The 24,709-nt window shown below is 56.1% G+C and carries 21 protein-coding genes; 17 read left to right on the plus strand and 4 right to left on the minus strand.

The features are described from left to right. The first annotated feature begins 72 nt into the window (after positions 1-72). Complete coding sequence (gene yfcD / locus ACTJJ1_RS16615; RefSeq protein WP_004947308.1) at positions 73-630, plus strand: NUDIX hydrolase YfcD; 558 nt, start codon at positions 73-75, stop codon at positions 628-630. 73 nt (positions 631-703) lie between these two features. On the opposite strand, the gene pta is transcribed toward yfcD, so the two are convergent. Beyond that, the gene (pta, locus tag ACTJJ1_RS16620) at positions 704-2,860 is read right to left on the minus strand and encodes a phosphate acetyltransferase (protein WP_004947305.1); all 2,157 of its coding nucleotides are present in this window, start codon (positions 2,858-2,860) and stop codon (positions 704-706) included. 73 nt (positions 2,861-2,933) lie between these two features. Further along, complete coding sequence (ackA, locus tag ACTJJ1_RS16625) at positions 2,934-4,136, minus strand: acetate kinase (RefSeq protein WP_440834536.1); 1,203 nt, start codon at positions 4,134-4,136, stop codon at positions 2,934-2,936. A 355-nt stretch (positions 4,137-4,491) separates the two neighbouring features. On the opposite strand from ackA, the gene yfbV reads away from it, so the two are divergent. From yfbV to ACTJJ1_RS16645, 4 genes are all read left to right on the plus strand, one after another. Then, positions 4,492-4,947, plus strand: a complete 456-nt coding sequence (gene yfbV, locus ACTJJ1_RS16630; protein ID WP_004947297.1) for a terminus macrodomain insulation protein YfbV — start codon at positions 4,492-4,494, stop codon at positions 4,945-4,947. Positions 4,948-5,092: 145 nt separating this feature from the next. Next, positions 5,093-5,587, plus strand: a complete 495-nt coding sequence (locus ACTJJ1_RS16635) for a YfbU family protein (protein ID WP_006326874.1) — start codon at positions 5,093-5,095, stop codon at positions 5,585-5,587. Between the two features lie 16 nt (positions 5,588-5,603). Further along, positions 5,604-6,260, plus strand: coding sequence for a sugar phosphatase (locus ACTJJ1_RS16640; RefSeq protein ID WP_004947292.1), 657 nt, complete (start codon positions 5,604-5,606; stop codon positions 6,258-6,260). Between the two features lie 99 nt (positions 6,261-6,359). Beyond that, positions 6,360-8,192, plus strand: coding sequence for an SLC13 family permease (locus tag ACTJJ1_RS16645; RefSeq protein WP_440834539.1), 1,833 nt, complete (start codon positions 6,360-6,362; stop codon positions 8,190-8,192). Positions 8,193-8,218: 26 nt separating this feature from the next. Here ACTJJ1_RS16645 and yfbR read toward each other — a convergent pair whose 3' ends face one another. Then, the gene (gene yfbR / locus ACTJJ1_RS16650) at positions 8,219-8,818 is read right to left on the minus strand and encodes a 5'-deoxynucleotidase (RefSeq protein ID WP_006317020.1); all 600 of its coding nucleotides are present in this window, start codon (positions 8,816-8,818) and stop codon (positions 8,219-8,221) included. 111 nt (positions 8,819-8,929) lie between these two features. After that, the gene (locus tag ACTJJ1_RS16655) at positions 8,930-10,144 is read right to left on the minus strand and encodes a pyridoxal phosphate-dependent aminotransferase (RefSeq protein ID WP_004947286.1); all 1,215 of its coding nucleotides are present in this window, start codon (positions 10,142-10,144) and stop codon (positions 8,930-8,932) included. Positions 10,145-11,003: 859 nt separating this feature from the next. Between ACTJJ1_RS16655 and lrhA the strand changes: the two genes are divergently transcribed. The 12 genes from lrhA (at position 11,004) to nuoL (ending at position 24,653) form a co-directional block, all read left to right on the plus strand. Beyond that, positions 11,004-11,939 (plus strand): transcriptional regulator LrhA, encoded by a 936-nt coding sequence (gene lrhA, locus ACTJJ1_RS16660; protein WP_004947284.1) that lies wholly within the window; start codon positions 11,004-11,006, stop codon positions 11,937-11,939. 710 nt (positions 11,940-12,649) lie between these two features. After that, positions 12,650-13,087: an NADH-quinone oxidoreductase subunit A gene (locus tag ACTJJ1_RS16665; protein WP_004947282.1), complete on the plus strand. Its 438-nt coding sequence runs from the start codon at positions 12,650-12,652 to the stop codon at positions 13,085-13,087. A gap of 29 nt (positions 13,088-13,116) precedes the next feature. Further along, positions 13,117-13,791, plus strand: coding sequence for a NuoB/complex I 20 kDa subunit family protein (locus ACTJJ1_RS16670; RefSeq protein ID WP_004947278.1), 675 nt, complete (start codon positions 13,117-13,119; stop codon positions 13,789-13,791). Positions 13,792-13,887: 96 nt separating this feature from the next. After that, the gene (gene nuoC, locus ACTJJ1_RS16675; RefSeq protein WP_004947275.1) at positions 13,888-15,684 is read left to right on the plus strand and encodes an NADH-quinone oxidoreductase subunit C/D; all 1,797 of its coding nucleotides are present in this window, start codon (positions 13,888-13,890) and stop codon (positions 15,682-15,684) included. Between the two features lie 2 nt (positions 15,685-15,686). Next, complete coding sequence (nuoE, locus tag ACTJJ1_RS16680; protein WP_004947273.1) at positions 15,687-16,238, plus strand: NADH-quinone oxidoreductase subunit NuoE; 552 nt, start codon at positions 15,687-15,689, stop codon at positions 16,236-16,238. Beyond that, complete coding sequence (gene nuoF / locus ACTJJ1_RS16685; RefSeq protein ID WP_004947269.1) at positions 16,235-17,587, plus strand: NADH-quinone oxidoreductase subunit NuoF; 1,353 nt, start codon at positions 16,235-16,237, stop codon at positions 17,585-17,587. Before nuoE ends, nuoF begins: the two co-directional genes overlap by 4 nt. Before the next feature lie 79 nt (positions 17,588-17,666). Next, positions 17,667-20,405 (plus strand): NADH-quinone oxidoreductase subunit NuoG, encoded by a 2,739-nt coding sequence (gene nuoG, locus ACTJJ1_RS16690; protein ID WP_006326854.1) that lies wholly within the window; start codon positions 17,667-17,669, stop codon positions 20,403-20,405. After that, a complete protein-coding gene (gene nuoH, locus ACTJJ1_RS16695) occupies positions 20,402-21,379 on the plus strand; it encodes an NADH-quinone oxidoreductase subunit NuoH (protein WP_004947259.1) in 978 nt (325 codons plus the stop codon). The genes nuoG and nuoH overlap by 4 nt, the downstream gene beginning before the upstream one ends. A gap of 14 nt (positions 21,380-21,393) precedes the next feature. Further along, the gene (gene nuoI, locus ACTJJ1_RS16700) at positions 21,394-21,936 is read left to right on the plus strand and encodes an NADH-quinone oxidoreductase subunit NuoI (RefSeq protein WP_004947256.1); all 543 of its coding nucleotides are present in this window, start codon (positions 21,394-21,396) and stop codon (positions 21,934-21,936) included. 13 nt (positions 21,937-21,949) lie between these two features. Continuing rightward, positions 21,950-22,510: an NADH-quinone oxidoreductase subunit J gene (gene nuoJ / locus ACTJJ1_RS16705; protein WP_004947252.1), complete on the plus strand. Its 561-nt coding sequence runs from the start codon at positions 21,950-21,952 to the stop codon at positions 22,508-22,510. Next, entirely contained in the window at positions 22,507-22,809 is a 303-nt protein-coding gene (gene nuoK, locus ACTJJ1_RS16710) for an NADH-quinone oxidoreductase subunit NuoK (RefSeq protein ID WP_004947249.1), read from the plus strand. The genes nuoJ and nuoK overlap by 4 nt, the downstream gene beginning before the upstream one ends. Next, positions 22,806-24,653, plus strand: a complete 1,848-nt coding sequence (gene nuoL / locus ACTJJ1_RS16715) for an NADH-quinone oxidoreductase subunit L (RefSeq protein WP_004947246.1) — start codon at positions 22,806-22,808, stop codon at positions 24,651-24,653. Before nuoK ends, nuoL begins: the two co-directional genes overlap by 4 nt. The last annotated feature ends 56 nt before the right edge of the window (positions 24,654-24,709 follow it).

Below are 24,709 nucleotides of genomic sequence, written 5' to 3' on the forward strand. Positions count from 1 at the left end.
AAATCTTTGAAAAACACTCATTGATTAACCAGCGCGCGGGATGCAACGCGCCAAAATAGAAGGTTTTAGAGGATGGCGGAACAGGGTCAGGCTGCAGATACCGAGTGGGTTGATATCGTCAACGAGCAAAACGAAGTGATTGCTCAATCAAGTCGCCAACAAATGCGTGCTCAACGGCTACGTCATCGTGCTACCTATATTGTGGTGCATGATGGAATGGGTAAAATTCTGGTGCAGCGTCGCACCGACATTAAAGACTTCTATCCGGGCTGGCTGGATGCCACCGCGGGCGGAGTGGTACAAAGCGGCGAGAACGTGCTGGATTCCGCACGCCGCGAGGCGGAAGAGGAATTGGGTATCGCCGGCGTGCCTTTCGCCGAACATGGCCTGTTCTATTTTGAAGAAGAACAGTGCCGGGTTTGGGGCGCACTGTTTAGCTGCGTTTCCCACGGGCCTTTCGCCCTGCAGGAAGAGGAAGTGGTTGAGGTGAGCTGGCTGACGCCGGAAGAGATCACCGCCCGCTGCGACGAGTTCACACCGGATTCGCTGAAGGCGCTGTCGCTGTGGCTGACGCGCAACAACGAACAGGCTTACGGTAAACCGCTACGCGACACCGACGAAAACGCCTGAGAGTCGCCAGGTTGTCAACATGAAAAAGCCGGTCATATGACCGGCTTTTTTTATCGGATAACGTTGGGGGTTATCAGGCTTTGGCGGCCGCATCAGCCTGTGCAGACTGAATGGCGGTCAATGCCACGGTGTAAACGATATCGTCGACCAGTGCGCCGCGTGACAGGTCATTCACCGGCTTGCGCATGCCTTGCAGCATTGGCCCGATGGATACCAGGTCAGCAGAACGCTGTACCGCTTTATAAGTGGTGTTACCGGTGTTCAGATCCGGGAAGATGAACACGGTAGCCTGGCCTGCAACCGGCGAGTTCGGCGCTTTGGATTTCGCAACGTCGGCCATGATAGCGGCGTCGTACTGCAACGGGCCATCAATGATCAGATCAGGACGTTTTTCCTGTGCCAGGCGGGTTGCCTCGCGCACTTTCTCGACGTCGCTGCCCGCACCGGAGTTGCCGGTAGAGTAGGAGATCATCGCCACGCGCGGCTCGATACCGAAGGCGGCGGCGGAGTCTGCCGACTGAATCGCGATTTCTGACAGTTGCTCGGCGGTCGGGTCCGGGTTGATCGCGCAGTCGCCGTAGACCAGAACCTGGTCAGGCAGCAGCATGAAGAACACGGAGGACACCAGCGAGCTGCCCGGAGCGGTTTTGATCAGCTGCAGCGGTGGGCGGATGGTGTTGGCGGTGGTGTGAACCGCGCCGGAAACCAGACCGTCGACTTCGCCTTTCTCCAGCATCAGAGTGCCGAGAACCACGTTATCTTCCAACTGCTCGCGCGCAACCACTTCGGTCATGCCTTTGCTTTTACGCAGCTCAACCAGACGTGGCACGTATTGTTCGCGCACGGCGACCGGATCAACGATTTCGATGCCTTTGCCCAGCTCAACGCCCTGAGCCGCAGCTACGCGCTGGATCTCGTCCGGGTTGCCCAGCAGGACGCATTCCGCGATACCGCGTTCGGCACAGATGGCCGCCGCTTTCACGGTGCGTGGCTCGTCGCCTTCCGGCAGTACGATGCGTTTGCCGGCTTTACGCGCCAGCTCGGTCAGCTCGTAACGGAACGCCGGTGGAGACAGACGACGTGAACGCTCGGAGGTGGCGGTCAGCGACTCGATCCACTCTGCGTTAATGTGGCTGGCCACGTAGTTCTGCACTTTCTCGATGCGCTGATGATCGTCCGCCGGCACTTCGAGGTTGAAGCTTTGCAGGCTGAGCGAAGTCTGCCAGGTGTTGGTGTCGACCATGAATACCGGCAGGCCGGTCTGGAAGGCGCGTTCACACAGCTTTTTGATTGGCGCATCGATGGCGTAGCCGCCGGTCAACAGAATGGCGCCGATTTCCACGCCGTTCATCGCCGCCAGACAGGCGGAAACCAGCACGTCAGGACGGTCTGCCGAGGTGACCAGCAGGGAGCCAGGACGGAAGTGTTCCAGCATGTGCGGAATGCTGCGCGCACAGAAGGTCACGGACTTCACGCGGCGAGTCATGATATCGCCTTCGTTGATCACGGTAGCCTTCAGGTGGCGTGCCATGTCGATGGCGCGAGTGGCGATCAGATCAAAGCTCCAGGGCACGCAGCCCAGCACCGGCAGCGGGCTGTTGGCAAACAGCTGCGCAGGATCAACGTTAGTCACGCTGGCTTTGGTGGAGTCGTCGAAGATCTCTGACAGATCAGGACGGGTGCGGCCCTGTTCGTCAACCGGAGCGTTCAGTTTGTTGATGATGACGCCGGTGATGTTTTTGTTTTTGCTGCCGCCGAAGCTGCTGCGAACCAGCTCAATGCGTTCTTTCAGCTGCGCCGGGGAATCGTTGCCCAGCGCCAGGACGAAGACGATTTCCGCATTCAGGGTTTTGGCGATTTCATAGTTCAGCGCGTTGGCGAACTGGTGTTTACGGGTCGGCACCAGGCCTTCGATCAGCACCACTTCCGCGTCTTTGGTGTTCTCATGGTAGCGAGCCACGATCTCTTCCATCAGCACGTCTTGCTGGTTGGAGCTCAGCAGGCCCTCAACGTAGCTCATGCGCAGCGGTTCGGCTGCCGGAATGGTGGAGTTGCTGCGGATGATGGTGGTGGTCTGGTCGAGAGAGTCGCCGCCGGTGCGTGGCTGGGCGATAGGTTTGAACACGCTCAGACGAACGCCTTTCTGCTCCATGGAGCGGATGACACCCAGGCTGACGCTGGTCAGACCGACGCTGGTGCCAGTGGGGATCAACATAATTGTACGTGACACAGAATAGTCCTCTTCACGATTAACATGAGGCTAAAACAGCACCGCCAGCCTTGGCTGACGGTGTCGGAGAGCGTTACGCGGTCAGACGGGATGCGTCTTGCGCGATGACCAACTCTTCGTTGGTCGGGATAACCAGTGCCAGGCGGCTGCCGTCTTTGGTGATGGCGCCGGATTTACCGAAACGGGCGGCCATATTGCGCTCGTGGTCAATCTCGAAGCCCAGCAGGCCCAGTTTGTCCAGGGTCAGCTCACGCACCATGCCGGCGTTTTCACCGATGCCGCCGGTGAAGATCACCGCGTCCAGACGGCCTTCCATCAGCGCGCTGTAAGCGCCGATGTATTTGGCCAGACGGTGGCAGAACACGTCCATTGCACGCTTGGCGTCGGCTTTGCTTGTGTAGTTGTCTTCAACATAACGGCAGTCGCTGGTGACTTCGGTCAGGCCCAGCAGGCCGGATTCTTTGGTCAGCATTTTGTTGATTTGATCAACGCTCATGCCCAGGGCGTCGTGCAGGTGGAAGATGATCGCAGGATCGATGTCACCGCTGCGGGTACCCATCACCAGCCCTTCCAACGGAGTCAGGCCCATGGAGGTGTCAACGCACTTCCCGTTGCGCACTGCGGTAACGGAACCGCCGTTACCCAGGTGGCAAGTGATCACGTTCACTTCTTCAACCGGCTTGTTCAGCATCTTCGCGGCTTCTTGGGTCACGTAGAAGTGGCTGGTGCCGTGCGCGCCATAGCGGCGAACGCCGTGATCGCGATACAGGCTGTACGGCAGGGCGTACAGGAAGGATTCTTCCGGCATGGTCTGGTGGAATGCGGTGTCGAACACGGCAACGTTTTTATCCGCCAGGTGAGGGAAGGATTTCAGTGCTTCAGCAATACCGATCAGGTGCGCTGGGTTATGCAGTGGTGCAAATGGCACCGAATCTTTGATACCCTGCAAGACTTCATCGTTGATCACGGCAGAAGCGGTAAACTTCTCGCCGCCGTGCACAATGCGGTGACCGATAGCGGTCAACTGTGCAGAAAGCTCCGGTTTTTGTGCCAGAATAGTATTAACAATGTAGTTCAGTGCTTCGCTGTGCGCAGCGCCGGCACCCAGGGCCGCTTCGTGTTTGGCGCCGTCCATCTTCCACTTGAGGCGAGCCTCAGGCAGGTGGAAACATTCGGCCAGGCCGGAGAGGTGTTCTTCACCGTTGACAGCATCGATGATAGCGAATTTCAGGGAAGAACTGCCGCAGTTAAGAACCAGTACTAGCTTACTCGACATGGAAGTACCTACTTAAATAGTTCGTGTTGTTAAAGGAAAACCAAAACACGTGGTGAATTAATCGTCAATCAGACAACAAGCGTAGCGCATAATGCCGTTGACATTTATGATTAACATCATGTGAAGTGCACAAATCACATGATGATGAAAAAACCGATGATTTCTCTGCGGTTTAAGTAATCTTCATTTTTATAGGGCTAAAAGTTGACAGAATTATTGTCATCTTCTACCGGCCAAAAGGCCGGCTTAGGATACCGATAGCCTGCAGCAAACACAAAATAAATTTAAAGCTTCAAATTTTTTAGTATTGTGTTTGCGGTACCCCCATTTTTACTACGTGACGTTGAGGTACGCGATGACGAGCAAACCGTCTGGTTCCGTAAGCTGGTTTCAGGTCTTCCAGCGCGGGCAGCATTATATGAAAACCTGGCCGTCAGACAAACGTCTGGCTCCGGTCTTTCCGGAGAATCGCGTTGCGAGCGCCACCCGTTTTGCCGTCCGCTTTATGCCGCCGCTGGCGGTGTTTACCCTGACCTGGCAGATTGCGCTGGGCGGCCAGCTCGGCCCGGCGATCGCCACCGCGTTGTTCGCCTGCAGCATGCCGATGCAAGGCCTGTGGTGGTTGGGGCGTCGTTCGGTCACGCCGTTGCCGCCAACGCTGCTGCAGTGGTTCCATGAAGTGCGCAACCGGCTGACGGAAGCCGGTCAGGCGGTAGCGCCGGTGGAAGGGACCCCGACCTATCAAACGCTGGCGGATCTGCTGAAACGTGCCTTCAAGCAGTTGGATAAAACCTTCCTGGACGATCTTTAAACGTTAAAGGGCCGCAGTGATAGCGGCCTTTTTCGTGATAACGCCAATAACCCCGGTTTAAATCAAAGAACGGTCGAGTTGTGATTTCCTGCGATATTGCGCTGTGCGATGCTTTCGTCATAAGCAATTTACCGAGGAAATTATGATGGAAATGACCCATGCCCAACGACTGATCCTGTCGAACCAGTACAAGATGATGACGCTGCTCGACCCGGACAACACTGAACGTTACCGCCGTTTGCAGACGATCATCGAGCGTGGTTTTGGCTTGCAGATGCGCGAGCTGGATCGCGATTTCGGCGAAATGAGCGAAGAGGTGTGCCGCACTATCATCAACGTGATGGAGATGCACCACGCCTTGCAGGTCTCCTGGGATAATCTGAAAGACAAACAGGGTATCGAGGCGCGTCGCCTGGCTTTTCTCGGCTTTGATGCCGCCACTGAAGCGCGCCATCTGAGCTATGTGCGTTTCCTTGTTACCACCGAGGGGCGCTATACTCATTTCGATTCCGGCAGCCACGGCTTTAACGCCCAAACCAAAATGTGGGAAAAATACCAGCGTATGCTGGCAATCTGGCTGTCATGCCCACGTCAGTATCACCTGAGCGCCGTTGAGATTGCGCAAATTATCAATGCCTGATTAAAAGAGGTTTCCTGTGGAGTGTAAGGGTTTTCTGTTCGATCTTGATGGGACGTTGGTTGATTCTCTGCCGGCGGTGGAACGTGCCTGGATTAACTGGGCCAAACGCCGTGGCATTAATCCACAGGACGTACTGGATTTTATTCACGGTAAACAGGCCATTACCTCGTTGCGCCACTTTATGCCCGGTGAAAGTGAGGCTGCCATTCAGCAGGAGTTTCTGCTGCTGGAACAGGTAGAGGCTCAGGATACCGACGGCGTCACCGCACTGCCGGGGGCCGCGGCCTTGCTGGCGCGCTTGAATGCGCTCGACATTCCGTGGGCGATCGTCACCTCCGGCTCTATTCCGGTCGCCACCGCCCGCCGTAACGCCGGCGGCTTGCCGCAGCCGGAGGTGTTTATCACCGCCGAGCAGGTAAAACATGGCAAGCCTCAGCCGGACGCCTATCTGCTGGGCGCCGAGCGCCTGGGGCTGGCACCGCAGGATTGCGTGGTGGTTGAAGATGCGGCTGCCGGGATCCTTTCCGGGTTGGCGGCAGGTTGCCAGGTGATCGCGGTGAACGCCCCGGCCGATGCGCCCAAGTTGGATCAGGTCGATCTGCTGCTGTCATCCCTGGAGCAAATCGCGGTGAGAAAGACAGAGCGGGGTGCTGCAATCGATCGGGTTTCCTGACGGGCCTTATCTTCACCCAAATTGATTAGACCCCGCATCGGCGGGGTTTTTTTATGCTAATTTTTAAGACCTTGACTATGTCTGCCGGATGAGGCCGTTTTGAACAGCGAATTACTGTGGGTGCTGAGTTTACTGTTGATTGCCATCGTGCTGTTTACCACCAACAAGCTGCGGATGGACGTGGTGGCGCTGCTGGTGATCATCGCTTTTGTGTTGAGCGGTACGCTGACTCTGCAGGAAGCGACGGTGGGTTTCAGCGATCCCAACGTGATCCTGATTGCCGCGTTGTTTGTGATTGGCGAAGGGCTGGTGCGTACCGGCGTGGCCTATCAGGTGGGCGACTGGCTGGTGAAAGTCGCCGGCAGCAGTGAAACCAAAATGCTGATGCTGTTGATGATCACCGTAGCCGGGTTGGGGGCGTTTATGAGCTCGACCGGCGTAGTGGCGATCTTTATCCCGGTGGTGCTCAGCGTGGCGGCACGGATGAAAATCGCGCCGGGCAGGTTGATGATGCCACTGAGTTTTGCCGGCCTGATCAGCGGGATGATGACGCTGGTGGCAACACCGCCGAACATGGTGGTGAACAGCGAACTGGTGCGTGAAGGTATCGGCGGCTTCGGTTTCTTTGGCGTGACGCCGGTTGGCCTGGTGGTGTTGGTGCTGGGCGTGGGATACATGCTGGTGGCGCGGCGCTGGCTGGGCAATAACGACGGGGATAAAAGCCGGGAAACCTGGCAACGCCGCACCTTCCGCGATCTGATCCGCGACTACAAACTGACCGGCAGGGCGCGCCGGTTGGCGATCCGCAGCGGATCGCCGCTGGTGGGCCGCTCGCTGGATGAATTGCATCTGCGCGCTCGCTACGGGGCCAACGTGGTGGGGATCGAACGCTGGAAGCGCTTCCGGCGGGTGATGGTCAGCGCATCCGGCAGTACCGAACTGCGAGAAGGCGACGTACTGTTGATCGACATGTCGGACAGCCAGATCGACTTGCGCGAGTTTTGCAGCGAGCAGCAACTGGAGCCGATGGTGCTGCGCGGCGACTATTTCTCCGAACAGGCGCGCAACGTCGGCATGGCGGAGGTATCGTTGATTCCGGATTCGACGCTACTGGGCAAAAGCCTGCGCGAATCGACGTTCCGCAGTCGCTATGATTTGAACGTGGTCGGCGTTCGCCGCCATGGCGAAACCCTGTCGGGCAAACTGGTGGATGAATCGCTGACGTTGGGCGATATCCTGCTGGTGATTGGCGACTGGAAGGCAATCCGCCAACTGCAGGCAAAAACCCATGATTTTATTGTCCTCAATTTGCCGGCAGAGGTGGACGAGGTAGCCCCGGCCATCACCCAGGCACCGCACGCGCTGTTTTGCCTGGCGCTGATGGTGGCGATGATGCTGACCGATGAAATCCCCAATCCGATCGCCGCGCTGATTGCCTGCTTGCTGATGGGCAAATTCCGCTGCATCGATATGGAAAGCGCCTATAAGTCGATTCACTGGCCGAGCATCATTTTGATTGTCGGCATGATGCCGTTCGCCCAGGCGCTGCAGAAAACCGGTGGGGTGGACTTGATCGTGCGTGGATTGATGGACGTTGCCGGCGGTGCCGGGCCGCGTGTGATGCTGGTGTGTCTGTTTGCGCTGTGCGCCGCGATAGGTCTGTTTATCTCCAACACCGCCACCGCCGTGCTGATGGCGCCGATCGCCATTGCCGCTGCGCGCGAGATGGGCGTTTCGCCATACCCATTCGCCATGATTATCGCCATTGCCGCCTCGGCCGCCTTTATGACGCCGGTCTCTTCGCCGGTGAACACGCTGGTACTGGGGCCGGGGAACTATAAGTTCGGTGATTTTGTGCGGATCGGCGTGCCGTTCACGCTGCTGGTCATGTTGGTCAGCGTGATTATTGTGCCGTGGCTGTATGCATTTTAACGGCGCAGCGGGCTGCGCCAGGGCAGTTACAGGGAAGAGTCCAGGCTGATTTCATCCAGCGACAGGCTGAAGCTGGGGATAAACACATTCATGAAATAATCCATTTCCGGGCTGCTGCGCTGTTGCAGGGTCTTTTCAAGTCGGGCTTTCGCCAGCTTGAATTCGTTGTTGCCGGCAGACAGCTCTTCCAGGCATTTCAGGTAGGCGCACAGCGCATCGGCCTGTTTCACTACCAGTTTTTCGTCTTCGGTGTAGTAATGCTCATCGAGAATCGACCTGAAATCGTTACGTAATTCCGCCGGGATCATATCCAGCAGCTTCTGCTGGGCGATTTTTTCGATTTTCTTGTATTCGTGGGCGATCTGCGGATTGTAGTACTTGATCGGCGTAGGCATATCGCCGGTAATCACTTCGCTGGCATCGTGGTACATCGCCAGCAGGGCGACGCGCTCGGCGCTCAGGTTGCCATTGAATTTTCGGTTTTTGATCACCGCCAACGCATGGGCGACAAACGCCACTTGCAGGCTGTGTTCGGAAACGTTCTCGGTACGTACGTTGCGCATCAGCGGCCAGCGGTTGATCAGTTTCAAGCGGGACAGGTGGGCAAAGAAATGGCTCTGGCTCATGGTGCTCTCTTCTACAACGGCAAGTGAGGGTTCCATTGTGAGCAGTGACGACGGGTTATGCAACCGGGGCGTGCAGGGAAGGGGCGCAGCAACCGGCTGCGCCCGTTGAGATTACTGACGATAACTTTCCAGGAAGCGGCCCAGTTTGCCCACGGCCATTTCCAGTTCATCGACGCGCGGCAGGGTAACGATACGCACGTGGTCGGGATACGGCCAGTTGAATGCGCTGCCTTGCACCAGCAGCACTTTTTCCTGCAGCAGCAGATCCAGCACCATTTTCTGGTCATCATGAATGTTAAAGCGTTTGGCATCGATGCGCGGGAACATATACAGCGCGCCCTGAGGCTTCACGCAGGAAACGCCTGGAATGTCATTCAGCAGTTCCCAGGTACGGTTACGCTGTTCATACAGGCGGCCGCCGGGTTGAATAAACTCGCTGATGCTCTGGTAGCCACCCAGCGCAGTTTGGATCGCGTGCTGCATCGGCACGTTGGCGCACAGGCGCATGGACGCCAGCATCTCCAGCCCTTCGATATAGCCTTTGGCATGTTTCTTCGGCCCGTTCAGGACCATCCAGCCCTGACGGAAGCCCGCAACGCGGTAGGTTTTGGACAGCCCGTTGAAGGTGACGGTCAGCAGATCCGGTGCCAGCGCGGCGATAGAATGGTGTTCGGCTTCGTCATACAGAATCTTGTCGTAAATCTCATCCGAGAAGATGATCAGGTTGTGCTGACGGGCGATCTCGACAATCTGCTCCAGCAGTTCTTTGCTGTATACCGCGCCGGTCGGATTGTTCGGGTTAATGATCACGATGCCGCGGGTGCGTGGCGTGATTTTGCTGATAATGTCGTCCAGATCCGGGAACCAGCCCGCCTGCTCATCGCACAGGTAATGCACGGCCTTGCCGCCGGACAGTGACACAGCGGCAGTCCACAGCGGGTAATCCGGTGCCGGCACCAGCATTTCGTCACCGCTGTTCAGCAGCGCCTGCATGGATTGCACGATCAGCTCAGAAACCCCATTGCCGATGTAGATATCCTCAACGGTCACGTCACGGATGTTACGCGCCTGGTAGTGCTGCATGATCGCTTTACGCGCCGAGAAGAGCCCTTTGGAATCGGAGTAGCCTTGCGCCGTCGGCAGATTGCGGATCACATCGACCAGGATTTCATCTGGGGCGTCGAAACCAAACGGGGCAGGGTTGCCGATGTTCAGTTTGAGGACTTTATTGCCTTCTTCTTCAAGACGTTTAGCTTCTTTGAGCACCGGGCCGCGAATGTCATAACAGACGTTGTCCAGTTTATGGGATTTCTCAATGGGGGACATAGAAAGTTGGGCCTTTTGCTGGAATGGGGGCGTTCCTACCGTGGAACACCGCAACCCGCTCAATGTACTCCTGGCGCTGGCGCTTTTGAAGGGTTATGCACGCCTTTGGTGCAAACGAGTGGTCCAAAGGCCAATTTCAGCGCTGATAAACATGGGTAAAGTATTTATTTGGTTTTTAATATCCAATAAAAATGGTTTTGTGGTTTTTTATCCTGTTATGATGGCGTGGTGTTAACATTATTGACCTTGTTCAGAACGCTGGGGCTGCAGACTCTTGCGCACTGATAAGCCAGAGGGAAGGATTACCCGGATAAACTGTAAAGAAATGATAATACCGGAGTAGTCTGATAGCGGGTTGTCAATCGGCGACCCAAACTGAGTGATATGGAGATATTACATTAGTAATATTTCAGTCTCTTTCTTAAGTAAAATTTAACTGATTGTTCCCGTATTATTCATATGGGAAATGTTACTAATTGAATTTATTAAAATCATTAAGAGATGAACCTGCGCAACGAAGTAAATAACTTACTTCTTCTCGAGGATTGGGGAGCTAAAGCCTGTCAGATCGCGGAAATCACGCAGCACGATTGGTGTGGCAATCCAGCATTGTGAATGAGTAAAATCTTTGGTTCGGTAAAAATTAAACACTTTCACTAGTAATAAAGCACAGCGTTCTATAAGCATCCGCGATAGATCGCATTTTAAAAGGCGATAGAGGTAACGAAATATAAGTAATTTTTTTGCCCTCCACTAATGAGTGGGGTACTGTCATGTCAGGCATCGTCCCTTTAAACGATGTCTTAGAAACACACCAGGGTAGTTTGTAAATTAGAATTCAAAAAGTGAAGAAAACACTATGACAACTGCAAATCGTCCGATACTTAATCTCGACCTCGATCTGCTTAGAACCTTTGTAGCTGTTGCTGATTTGAACACCTTTGCGGCGGCGGCAGTAGCCGTTTGTCGTACCCAATCAGCCGTCAGTCAACAAATGCAGCGGTTAGAGCAACTGGTTGACAAAGAGTTGTTTGCCCGTCATGGGCGCAACAAATTATTGACCGAACACGGTATTCAGCTTCTCGGCTACGCCAGGAAAATCCTGCGCTTCAACGATGAAGCCTGTACCTCTCTGATGTACAACAATATAAAAGGTGTTTTGACTATCGGCGCTTCTGATGATACCGCCGATACCATCCTGCCTTTCCTGCTTAACCGCGTCACGTCGGTTTATCCTAAGCTGGCGATTGATGTGCGGGTGAAACGCAGCCCGTTTATGCTCGATATGCTGGAAAACGGCGAAGTCGATCTGGCGATTACGACGGTGGAAACCGAGGGGCATCCGCACATTGTGCTGCGCACTTCGCCGACCCTGTGGTATTGCTCTGCGGATTACCGTTATCAGGCCGGTGAGCCGATCCCATTGGTGGTGATGGACGAACCCAGCCCGTTCCGCTCGATGGCGATCAAACACCTGGATGATGCCGGGATCCCATGGCGCATCGCTTATGTGGCCTCGACGCTTTCAGCCGTTCGTGCCGCCTGCAAGGCCGGTTTGGGGATCACGGTCCGGCCGATCGAGATGATGAGTCCTGATTTGCGGGTGCTGGGTGCGGTAGAAGGCTTGCCGCCATTGCCAGATACCCAATATGCCCTGTGCAAGGACACGCAGTGCGGCAACGAACTGGCGATGGCGATTTTCAGCGCCGTACAAAACGGCAACGACAGTTACAGCTTCAATGGAGCGAGTTCATCCCAGCAGGATGATACTTGCCTGGTCGACGACGAGGAATAACCTCCCGGCGCGTTAAGCTGCACGTTAAAACCTCTGCTTCGGCGGAGGTTTTTTTTGGCCGTAATTTCGACAAAATTGACTTTATGACGGTTAGCGTGAGTTTGTTAGGCGAAATGGTTATTTGTTTAACTATTTACGGTAATGAGAACCGTTGTCAGATGGTGAATAAAGGGTTTTGCTTGTTTTTTGAACTTGGGGGAGTGTGCGTAAAGGCCTGGAATTAATATGGTTATTTTGGTAATTTATTGCAGGTGTTTTTACGTCTGAATTTGACAAAATTTGTTAAAGGCCCACACTTTTTTTGAGGAATTATGCTGAAAACGTGTCCTGGATCAAAAAAATACCCCTAGGTAGTGAGTGGAAGAACAGGAGATTCCTGAGACAATGGTATAGTAAAACTGAAATAAGCATGTTGGTTTATATCTATCTGTTTCTACACGGCAATTGACTGACACGATTTAGCCTAAGCCAGTCGCATCAAATGTTAATTAAATGATGGGTATGTAAACTAATGTGTAGATACTTTTGTCAAAGTTGACAAAAGGTTATAGAAAGGAGTAAAAAGCCCACAGTAAAACGCTGCCTAACTCTCTGTAAAAGCAGTTTGTTTGTGTGGTTAATTTATCCTTCCCTTAAATCGATGTGGTGCACTAACTGCCAGTTACAAGAGCAGTGCGATCGACGCCACTTTTGATGAGTAAGCATAGAGTATGTCAACAACCACTGAAGTTATCGCTCATCACTGGGCGTTCGCCGTATTTCTTGTCATGGCTATCGGGCTTTGCGGCCTTATGCTGCTGGGTGCGTTTTTCCTGGGCGGGAGAGCCCGCGCGCGCGCCAAACACACCCCGTTTGAATCCGGGATCGACTCGGTCGGTACGGCGCGCATGCGTCTGTCCGCCAAGTTCTACCTGGTCGCCATGTTCTTCGTCATTTTCGATGTTGAAGCCTTGTACCTGTATGCCTGGTCGGTCTCCGTTCGCGAGAGTGGTTGGGTGGGCTTTATCGAAGCCGCCATTTTCATTTTGGTGCTATTGGCCGGTTTGGTTTATCTGGTGCGTATCGGCGCATTGGATTGGACGCCGTCGCGTTCCAAACGTCTCAGTAAACCAGGCACAATCACTAACACCAACCGTCATCCGCAGTAGTCATTTGTGGTTAAAAACGAGGCATTAAGATGGACTATACGCTCACCCGCATAGACCCGAACGGTGAGAATGACCGTTACCCCCTGCAAAAACAGGAGATCGTCGCCGATCCCCTGGACCAACAGGTTCACCGCACGGTTTACATGGGTAAACTCGAGCATGCGCTGCATGACATGGTGAACTGGGGGCGTAAGAACTCTATTTGGCCATACAACTTCGGCCTTTCGTGCTGTTACGTGGAGATGGTGACGTCGTTTACCGCCGTTCACGACGTGGCGCGTTTCGGTGCCGAAGTATTGCGTGCATCGCCACGCCAGGCTGACCTGATGGTCGTGGCCGGTACTTGCTTCACCAAGATGGCCCCGGTTATTCAGCGCCTGTACGAACAGATGCTGGAGCCAAAATGGGTTATTTCGATGGGCGCCTGCGCCAACTCCGGCGGCATGTACGATATCTATTCCGTCGTGCAGGGCGTGGACAAGTTCCTGCCTGTCGACGTGTACATTCCTGGCTGCCCACCGCGCCCGGAAGCCTACATGCAAGCGCTGATGCTGTTGCAGGAATCCATCGGTAAGGAACGTCGTCCGTTGTCATGGGTTGTCGGCGATCAGGGCGTGTACCGCGCCAATATGCAGTCTGAAAGAGAGCGTAAACACGGCGAGCGTATCGCGGTGACCAACCTTCGGACGCCTGACGAGATTTAAGACGTTCATTTAACGTCCATCTTAGTGCGCTATTGGTTAACACAGCGAAAAGTGAACTTGCGGCGAAATAACCCTTTAGTGTGGTGAAAAAAAATTATGACAGATTCAACGACGCACGACGCCCTGCCATCATGGCAAACCAGGGATCACCAAGACGATCCGGTGATTGGCGAACTGCGCAACCGCTTTGGGCCGGAAGCCTTTACTGTTCAGCCCACCCGTACCGGAATGCCCGTGGTATGGGTTAAACCTGACCAGTTACTGGAAGTAATGACGTTCCTGAGAAAACAGCCGAAGCCTTATGTCATGCTGTTCGATCTGCATGGCGTAGACGAGCGTCTTCGCACCCACCGCGACGGTTTGCCTGCCGCGGATTTTTCTGTTTTCTACCATCTGATTTCCATCGAACGTAACCGCGACATCATGCTGAAAGTGGCGCTGTCTGAAAAAGACCTGCACGTGCCCACGGCGACCAAGGTATTCCCGAATGCCAACTGGTATGAGCGTGAAACCTGGGAAATGTTCGGTATTACCTTCGACGGCCACCCGCACCTGACGCGCATCATGATGCCGCAGACCTGGGAAGGCCACCCACTGCGTAAAGATTATCCGGCACGCGCCACCGAGTTCGATCCCTTTGTGTTGACCAAACAGAAAGAAGATCTGGAAATGGAGTCGCTGACTTTCAAACCGGAAGAGTGGGGCATGAAGCGCGGCACCGAAAACGAGGACTTCATGTTCCTCAACCTCGGTCCGAACCACCCGTCTGCGCACGGTGCGTTCCGTATTATTCTGCAGCTGGACGGCGAAGAGATCGTCGACTGCGTGCCGGATATCGGTTATCACCACCGCGGTGCCGAGAAAATGGGCGAACGCCAGTCCTGGCACAGCTACATTCCGTACACCGACCGTATCGAATACCTCGGTGGCTGCGTAAACGAAATGCCTTACGTGCTGGCAGTTGAGAAACTGGCCGGGATCAAGGTGCCGGATCGCGTTGACACCATCCGCGTAATGCTGTCTGAACTGTTCCGCATCAACAGCCACCTGTTGTACATCAGTACCTTCATTCAGGACGTCGGCGCAATGACCCCGGTGTTCTTCGCCTTTACCGACCGTCAGAAAATCTACGATCTGGTTGAAGCGATCACCGGTTTCCGTATGCACCCGGCCTGGTTCCGCATCGGCGGCGTCGCGCATGATCTGCCGCGCGGTTGGGATCGCCTGCTGCGTGAGTTCCTCGAGTGGATGCCGAAACGTCTGGATTCTTACGTCAAGGCCGCGCTGAAGAACAGCATCCTGAAGGGCCGTTCTGTCGGCGTTGCGTCCTACAATGCCAAAGAAGCGCTGGAATGGGGCGTGACCGGCGCCGGCCTGCGAGCCACCGGCATCGAGTTCGACGTGCGCAAATGGCGCCCGTATTCCGGCTATGAGAATTTCGACTTCGAAATCCCGGTCGGCGACGGCAACAGCGACTGCTACACCCGCGTAATGTTGAAGGTGGAAGAGCTGCGCCAGAGCCTGCGCATCCTCGAACAGTGCCTGAACAACATGCCGGAAGGCCCGTTCAAGGCCGATCACCCGCTGACCACGCCGCCGCCGAAAGAGCGCACGCTGCAGCATATTGAAACGCTGATCACCCACTTCCTGCAGGTTTCCTGGGGCCCGGTGATGCCAGCCAACGAATCATTCCAGATGATTGAAGCCACTAAAGGGATCAACAGCTACTACCTGACCAGCGACGGCAGCACCATGAGCTATCGCACCCGGGTACGTACGCCAAGTTTTGCTCACCTGCAGCAAATCCCTGCGGTAATCCGTGGCAGCCTGGTCTCCGACCTGATCGTCTATCTGGGTAGTATCGATTTTGTAATGTCAGATGTGGACCGCTAACTATGCATGATCAAAAAGACAATCACGCAGTCAACGATGCGCTTGAGCCAATCAATGCAGCCGCTCCCCAGAGCGGCGCTGATGCATTTGTACTGAGCGCGGAAGAACGTGATGCGATCGAGCACGAAAAGCACCATTACGAGGATCCACGCGCCGCCTCCATCGAAGCACTGAAAATTGTGCAGAAGCAGCGCGGCTGGGTTCCGGACGGTGCGATTTACGCCATCGCGGAAGTGCTGGGCATTCCTGCCAGCGACGTAGAAGGCGTGGCCACGTTCTACAGCCAGATTTTCCGTCAGCCAGTAGGGCGTCACGTGATCCGTTATTGTGACAGCGTTGTCTGCCACATCACCGGGTACCAGGGCATTCAGGCCGCCATCGAGAAAAAACTGAGCATCAAACCGGGTCAAACCACCTTTGATGGTCGCTTCACTCTGCTGCCGACCTGTTGCCTGGGCAACTGCGATAAAGGGCCGACCATGATGATTGATGAGGATACTCACAGTCAGCTGAAGCCTGAAGATATCGAGACGCTACTGGAGCAGTATCAATGATTAAAGACATTGTACGCACTCCCGAGATGCACCCGCTGACCTGGCGGCTGCGCGATGACAAACAGCCGGTCTGGCTGGATGAATACCGCAGCAAAAACGGTTATGCAGGCGCCGAGAAAGCCATCAAGGGCCTGGCCCCGGACGAGATCGTCAATCTGGTGAAAGACGCCGGGCTGAAAGGCCGCGGCGGCGCAGGTTTCTCCACCGGTTTGAAGTGGAGCCTGATGCCGAAAGACGAATCCATGAACATCCGTTACCTGCTGTGTAACGCCGATGAAATGGAACCGGGCACCTATAAAGACCGCCTGCTGATGGAGCAACTGCCGCACCTGTTGGTGGAAGGCATGTTGATCTCCGCGTTCGCGTTGAAAGCCTATCGCGGCTACATCTTCCTGCGTGGCGAATACATCGAGGCGGCGGTGCATCTGCGTCGCGCCATCGCTGAAGCGACCGAAGCGGGCCTGCTGGGCAAAAACATCATGGGCAGCGGCTTCGATTTCGAGCTGATCGTCCATACCGGCGCCGGTCGTTACATTTGCGGCGAAGAAACCGCTCTGATCAACTCGCTGGAAGGCCGTCGTGCCAACCCGCGTTCCAAACCGCCTTTCCCGGCTTCCTCCGGTGTCTGGGGCAAGCCAACCTGCGTAAACAACGTAGAAACCCTGTGCAACGTTCCGGCAATCCTGGCGAACGGCATTGAGTGGTACCAGGGGATCAACGGTGGCAAAAGCAAGGATGCCGGCACCAAACTGATGGGGTTCTCGGGCCGGGTGAAAAACCCGGGCGTTTGGGAACTGCCGTTTGGCATCACCGCACGTGAAATTCTGGAAGATTACGCCGGCGGCATGCGTGACGGTCTGCGCTTCAAAGCCTGGCAGCCAGGCGGCGCGGGCACCGACTTTTTGACCGCCGATCACCTCGATCTGCCGATGGATTTCGAGAGCATCGGCAAAGCCGGCAGCCGTCTCGGCACCGCGCTGGCGATGGCGGTGGATCACGAAATCGGCATGGTTCCGCTGGTGCGTAACCTGGAAGAGTTCTTCGCACGCGAGTCTTGCGGTTGGTGCACTCCATGCCGCGATGGCCTGCCGTGGAGCGTGAAGATCCTGCGCGCGCTGGAGAATGGCGAAGGGCAGCCGGGGGATATCGAAACCCTCGAGCAGCTGTGCCGTTCCCTTGGCCCAGGTAAAACCTTCTGCGCTCATGCGCCAGGTGCCGTAGAGCCACTGCAAAGCGCGATTAAATATTTCCGTGAAGAGTTTGAAGCGGGCATAGCCGTTAAGCACTTCAGCAACGCGCATGCGATTGGCGGCATCCAGCCGAACAATCTGCTGAAGCAACGCTGGTAAGCCGGCTCGTTCCGACAACACGGCCAGAATTTTTGATTAACGCCTGCCGCAAGGCAGGCCACTTGGAAGCATGCTGACTATGGCTACGATTCATGTAGACGGCAAAGAATACGACGTAGATGGCGCTGACAACCTGCTGCAGGCTTGTCTCTCCCTCGGGCTCGATATTCCTTACTTTTGCTGGCATCCGGCGCTGGGAAGCGTCGGCGCTTGCCGCCAATGTGCGGTAAAGCAATACCAAAACGCGGAAGATACGCGTGGCCGTTTGGTGATGTCTTGTATGACACCGGCATCGGATGGAACCTTTATTTCCATCGACGATTCCGAAGCCAAACAGTTCCGCGAAAGCGTGGTCGAGTGGTTGATGACCAACCACCCGCACGACTGTCCGGTATGTGAAGAAGGCGGTAACTGTCACCTGCAGGATATGACAGTAATGACCGGCCACAGCTTCCGTAAATACCGGTTCAGTAAGCGTACCCACAACAATCAGGAGCTGGGGCCGTTTATCTCGCATGAGATGAACCGCTGTATCGCCTGTTACCGTTGCGTGCGCTACTACAAAGATTACGCGGATGGCACCGATTTCGGCGTGTACGGCGCGCACGACAACGTCTACTTCGGGCGTACGGAAAGCGGCACGCTGGAAAGCGAGTTCTCCGGTAACCTGGTGGAAGTGTGTCCGACCGGCGTGTTCACCGACAAAACCCACTCCGAGCGGTATAACCGTAAGTGGGATATGCAGTTTGCGCCAAGCATCTGTCAGCAGTGCAGCATCGGCTGTAACACCAGCCCGGGCGAGCGCTATGGCGAACTGCGTCGTATCGAAAACCGCTACAACGGCAGCGTGAACCACTATTTCCTGTGTGACCGCGGCCGCTTTGGCTATGGCTACGTGAACCAGAAAGATCGTCCTCGTCAACCGCAGCAACTGCGCGGCAATGACTGGATCACCCTGAACGCCGAACAGGCGATGCAGGGCGCGGCGGACATTCTGCGTCAGGCAAAGAAAACCATCGGTATCGGCTCGCCACGCGCCAGCCTGGAAAGCAACTTTGCGCTGCGTGAACTGGTTGGCGCCGAGAATTTCTACACCGGTATTGCCCAGTCTGAGCAGGCACGCCTGAACCTGATGCTGAACGTGCTGAAAAACAGCGGCGTTTACACCCCGGCGCTGCGCGAAATCGAAGACTACGATGCCGTTCTGGTTCTGGGTGAAGACTTGACCCAGACCGGCGCACGCATCGCGCTGTCGGTTCGCCAGGCAGTGAAGGGCAAGGCACGTGCGATGGCTGCGGCACAGCGCGTTGCCGACTGGCAGATTGCGGCAATACAAAACATTGGTCAACGCGCCAAACACCCGCTGTTCGTCACCAACGTGGATAACACCCGTCTGGACGACATCGCGGCGTGGAACTACCGCGCGCCGGTTGACGATCAGGCTCGCTTTGGTTTTGCCATCGCCCATGCGCTGGACAACGCAGCGCCGGCGGTCAGCGATTTGGCTGCCGATCTGAACAAGAAAGTCGACATCATCGTGCAGGCACTGACCGATGCGCGCAAACCGCTGATCGTTACCGGCAGCAACGCCGGCAGCGAAGCCATCATCGAAGCGGCGGCCAACATCGCCAAGGCGCTGAAGGATCGCGGTTCTGACGTTGGCATTACCTTCGTCGCCAGCGCCGCCAACAGCATCGGTCTGTCGATGATCGGCGGCGGTTCGCTCGATGAAGCCTTGGCGAAGCTGGAAAGCGGCGAAGCCGACACCGCCATCGTGATGGAAAACGATCTTTACCGTCACGCACCGGCGGCGAAAGTGGACGCTGCACTGGCGAAAGTCAGCAACCTGATTGTGGCCGATCACCAGCGCACCGCGATCATGGATAAGGCCAACCTTATCCTTTCAGCGGCCAGCTTCGCTGAAAGCGACGGTACGCTGGTCAACCAGGAAGGCCGCGCGCAGCGCTTCTTCCAGGTTTACGATCCGGCTTATTACGACGATGCGAAGAAAGACGTTTACACCGTGATGCTGGAAAGCTGGCGCTGGATGCACTCGCTGCATTCCACCTACGCCAGCCGCCACGTGGATTGGACGCAGCTCGACGACGTGATCGCAGCCTGCGTCGCGGCGCTGCCGCAGTTGCAGGGCATTGTGGACGCGGCGCCGGATGCGAGTTTCCGCATTCGCGGCCAGAAGCTGGCCCGTTCTCCGCACCGCTCCAGTGGCCGTACCGCCATGCGTGCCAACATCAGCGTGCATGAACCGCGTCAGCCGCAGGATAAAGACACCATGTTCTCCTTCTCGATGGAAGGGAACAACAGCCCGCTGGCCGATCGTCAGCAGATCCCGTTCGCCTGGGCGCCAGGCTGGAACTCACCGCAGGCGTGGAACAAGTTCCAGGCCGAAGTGGGTGGCAAGCTGCGTCATGGCGATCCGGGTATCCGCCTGATCGAAGCAGGGGAGGGTAACCTGGGCTACTTCACCAACGTGCCTGCCGCCTTCGATCATGCGGAAGGCTGGCGTGTCGCGCCGTATTATCACCTGTTCGGCAGTGATGAAATGTCACAACGTTCCGGTGTGATCCAGCAGCGTATGCCAGAAGCTTACGTGATGGTGAACCCGGCCGATGCCGCAGCGCTTGGCGTCAATGCCGGTGCGCTGGTGGAGTTCAACTGTGCGGGCCAGCAGCTTCGTCTGCCGGTGCGTCTGAGTGAAACTCTGACCCAGGGCCAGGTTGGTTTGCCGCTTGGCTTGCCAGGGATCCCACCGGTGCTGGTGGGCGCAACGGTTGAAAATCTGCGGGAGGCAACACGATGAGCTGGTTTACCCCTGAGGTGATCGACATTCTGATCTCCATTCTTAAAGCGGTAGTGATCCTGCTGGTCGTAGTGAGCTGTGGGGCATTCATGAGCTTCGGCGAACGCCGTCTGCTCGGCCTGTTCCAGAACCGTTATGGACCGAACCGTGTCGGCTGGGGCGGCTCGTTGCAGCTGGTCGCCGACATGATCAAAATGTTCTTCAAGGAAGACTGGGTACCGAAATTCTCCGACCGGGTGATCTTCACCCTGGCGCCGATGATCGCCTTTACTTCCCTGTTGCTGGCATTTGCCATCGTCCCGGTCAGCCCGACCTGGGCGGTGTCCGACCTCAACATCGGTATTCTGTTCTTCCTGATGATGGCCGGCCTGGCGGTTTACGCCGTGCTGTTCGCCGGCTGGTCGAGCAACAACAAATACTCGCTGCTGGGGGCGATGCGTGCTTCTGCGCAAACCCTGAGCTACGAAGTGTTTATCGGCCTGTCGCTGATGGGCGTTGTGATGCAGGCTGATTCGTTCAACATGCAGGCCATCGTTGAATCGCAGGCTCACGTCTGGAACGTCATTCCGCAATTCTTTGGTTTTGTCACCTTTGCGATTGCCGGGGTTGCGGTGTGTCACCGCCATCCGTTTGACCAACCGGAAGCCGAGCAGGAACTGGCTGACGGCTACCACATTGAATATTCCGGCATGAAGTTCGGTCTGTTCTTCGTGGGTGAATACATAGGTATCGTCACCGTTTCCGCCCTGATTGTGACGTTGTTCTTCGGCGGTTGGCAGGGTCCGTTCCTGCCGCCATTCATCTGGTTCGCGCTGAAAACGGCTTTCTTCATGATGATGTTCATTCTGATTCGTGCTGCTCTGCCACGTCCGCGCTATGACCAGGTGATGTCTTTCGGCTGGAAAGTGTGCCTGCCGCTGACGCTGCTGAACCTGCTGGCGACCGCCGCCGTCATTTTGTACAACGCTCAATAAGGGGTGAATAAACCATGACATTGAAAGAGTTATTGGTTGGTTTCGGCACCCAGGTGCGCAGCATTTGGATGATAGGCCTGCACGCCTTCGCCAAGCGCGAAACCCAGATGTATCCGGAAGAACCTGTTTACCTGCCGCCGCGCTACCGTGGCCGCATCGTGCTGACGCGCGATCCGGACGGCGAAGAGCGTTGCGTGGCCTGTAACCTGTGTGCGGTTGCCTGCCCGGTTGGCTGTATCTCGCTGCAAAAAGCAGAACAGAAAGACGGCCGTTGGTATCCGGAGTTCTTCCGCATCAACTTCTCGCGCTGCATTTTCTGCGGCCTGTGCGAAGAAGCTTGCCCGACCACCGCAATCCAGCTGACGCCGGATTTCGAAATGGGTGAGTTCAAGCGCCAGGATCTGGTGTACGAAAAAGAAGATCTGTTGATCTCGGGGCCGGGTAAATATCCGGAATATAACTTCTACCGGATGGCCGGTATGGCGATTGACGGCAAAGCCAAGGGCGAAGCCGAAAACGAAGCCAAACCGATCGACGTCAAAGGTCTGTTGCCTTAAGGAGCCAGCAAGCATGGAAATTGCCTTTTATCTGGCAGGGTTGATTGCGATTGTCGCGACGATTCGCGTGATCTCGCATACCAATCCTGTGCATGCGTTGCTGTATCTGATCGTCTCGTTACTGGCGATCTCTGCAGTCTTTTTCTCACTCGGCGCGTACTTTGCCGCCGCGCTGGAAATCATCGTTTACGCCGGTGCCATCATGGTGCTGTTCGTGTTCGTGGTGATGATGCTGAACCTCGGCAACGCGGTGCAGCAGCAGGAGCGCGACTGGCTGAAGCCGTCGGTGTGGATCGGGCCTGGTCTGATGTCGCTGGCGCTGCTGGTGGTGCTGATTGTTGCTATCCGCAGCCTGTCCGATCAGGGCATCAGCGGTGAGATGGTTGACGCTAAAGCGGTGGGGATCAGCCTGTTCGGTCCTTACGTTCTGGCGGTTGAACTGGCTTCAATGCTGCTGTTGGCAGGTCTGGTTGTTGCCTTCCACATTGGCCGCGAGCACAAACCGGGCGAAGTGTTGAGCAACGCACCGGCCAGTAGCGAAATGGCGAGAAGAAAATCGGAGGAGCAAGCATGATCCCTCTTCAACATGGTCTGATCCTGGCGGCGATCCTGTTCGTGCTCGGCCTGACCGGGCTGACGCTCCGTCGCAACCTGCTGTTTATGTTGATCAGCCTGGAAGTGATGATTAACGCCGCAGCCTTGGCGTTTATCGTGGCGGGCAGCTATTGGGGCCAACCGGACGGGCAGGTGATGTATATCCTGGCGATCAGCCTGGCGGCAGCCGAAGCCAGTATTGGCCTGGCGTTGCTGTTGCAGCTCTACCGTCGTCGTCATACCCTGAATATCGATACTGTCAGTGAGATGCGCGGATGAACCTATTATATTTAACTATTCTGCTACCGCTGATCGGGTTCCTGCTGTTGGCATTTTCCCGTGGCCGCTGGTCTGAAAACGTCTCGGCGACCGTCGGGGTAGGCTCTATCGGCCTGGCTGCGCTGGTTACGGTGCATGTGGCGATGGACTTCTTCGCCCAGAAAGCCACCGGCGTGCAGCTGTTTGAGCAAAGCCTGTGGAACTGGATGACCGTCGGCAACTTCAATATTGGCGTGACGCTGACGCTGGACGGCCTGTCGCTGACCATGCTGTCTGTGGTTACCGGCGTTGGTTTCTTCATCCACATGTTCGCTTCCTGGTACATGCGCGGTGAAGAGGGGTATTCGCGCTTCTTCGCTTACACCAACCTGTTTATCGCCAGCATGGTGATATTGGTACTGGCAGACAACCTGTTGCTGATGTACCTGGGCTGGGAAGGGGTGGGTCTGTGCAGTTACCTGCTGATCGGTTTCTACTACAAGGATCCGGCCAACGGCGCGGCGGCGATGAAAGCCTTTATCGTGACCCGCGTCGGCGACGTGTTCCTGGCGTTCGCGCTGTTCATTCTCTACAACGAGCTGGGCACGCTGAACATCCGCGAACTGATGATTCTGGCACCGCAGAAGCTGGCCGTCGGCGATACCGCTATCACCTGGGCTACCCTGATGCTGCTGGGCGGCGCGGTCGGTAAATCGGCGCAGTTGCCGTTGCAGACCTGGCTGGCTGACGCGATGGCGGGCCCAACTCCGGTTTCAGCGCTGATCCACGCCGCGACCATGGTAACCGCCGGCGTCTACCTGATTGCCCGTACTCACGGCCTGTTCCTGATGGCGCCGGAAGTGCTGCATCTGGTGGGTATCGTCGGGGCTGTGACCCTGGTGCTGGCCGGCTTTGCCGCGCTGGTGCAAACCGACATCAAACGCGTGCTTGCTTACTCCACCATGAGCCAGATTGGCTACATGTTCCTGGCGTTGGGCGTGCAGGCGTGGGATGCGGCGATCTTCCACCTGATGACCCACGCGTTCTTCAAGGCGCTGCTGTTCCTGTCCTCCGGTTCGGTGATCCTGGCCTGCCACCACGAGCAGAACATCTTCAAGATGGGCGGCCTGCGCAAGAGCATTCCGCTGGTTTACGTCTGCTTCCTGGTGGGCGGCGCTGCGCTGTCGGCGTTGCCGCTGATCACCGCCGGCTTCTTCAGTAAGGATGAGATCCTGGCGGGCGCAATGGCGAACGGTCACCTCAACCTGATGATTGCCGGTCTGGTCGGGGCGTTCATGACCTCGCTCTACACCTTCCGTATGATTTTCATCGTGTTCCATGGCGAAGAGAAAATCAAAGCGCATGCCGGTAAAGGCATCACTCACCACCTGCCGCTGTTGGTTCTGCTGGTGCTGTCCACCTTCGTTGGCGCGATGATCGTTCCGCCATTGCAGGGCGTACTGCCGGATACTACCGAACTGGCGCACGGCAGCGTGCTGCAACTGGAAATTACCTCAGGCGTGGTGGCTATCGCCGGTATCCTGTTGGCGGCAGCGCTGTGGCTGGGCAAACGCAGCCTGGTTAGCAGCATCGCTAAAAGCGCGCCGGGGCGTTTCTTCTCGACCTGGTGGTTCCATGCCTGGGGCTTCGACTGGCTGTATGACAAAGTCTTCGTCAAGCCTTACCTGGGTATTGCGAAACTGCTGCAGCGCGATCCGCTGAACTCGATGATGAACCTGCCTGCCGTCTTCTCCCGTTGGGGGAACCGTGGTCTGACAGTAAGCGAGAACGGCCAGGTGCGTTGGTATATAGCGTCTATGGGTGTGGGTGCAGTGGTCGTATTGGCTCTGTTGATTTTGGTTTAATTGAATAATTTAAACAGACGCATTTTTCGGGCGTAGCGCTCTGCAGGGCAGGCGCT

This window comes from Serratia sp. 22264, assembly GCF_052045345.1.
In the GTDB taxonomy this organism is placed as follows: domain Bacteria; phylum Pseudomonadota; class Gammaproteobacteria; order Enterobacterales; family Enterobacteriaceae; genus Serratia; species Serratia plymuthica.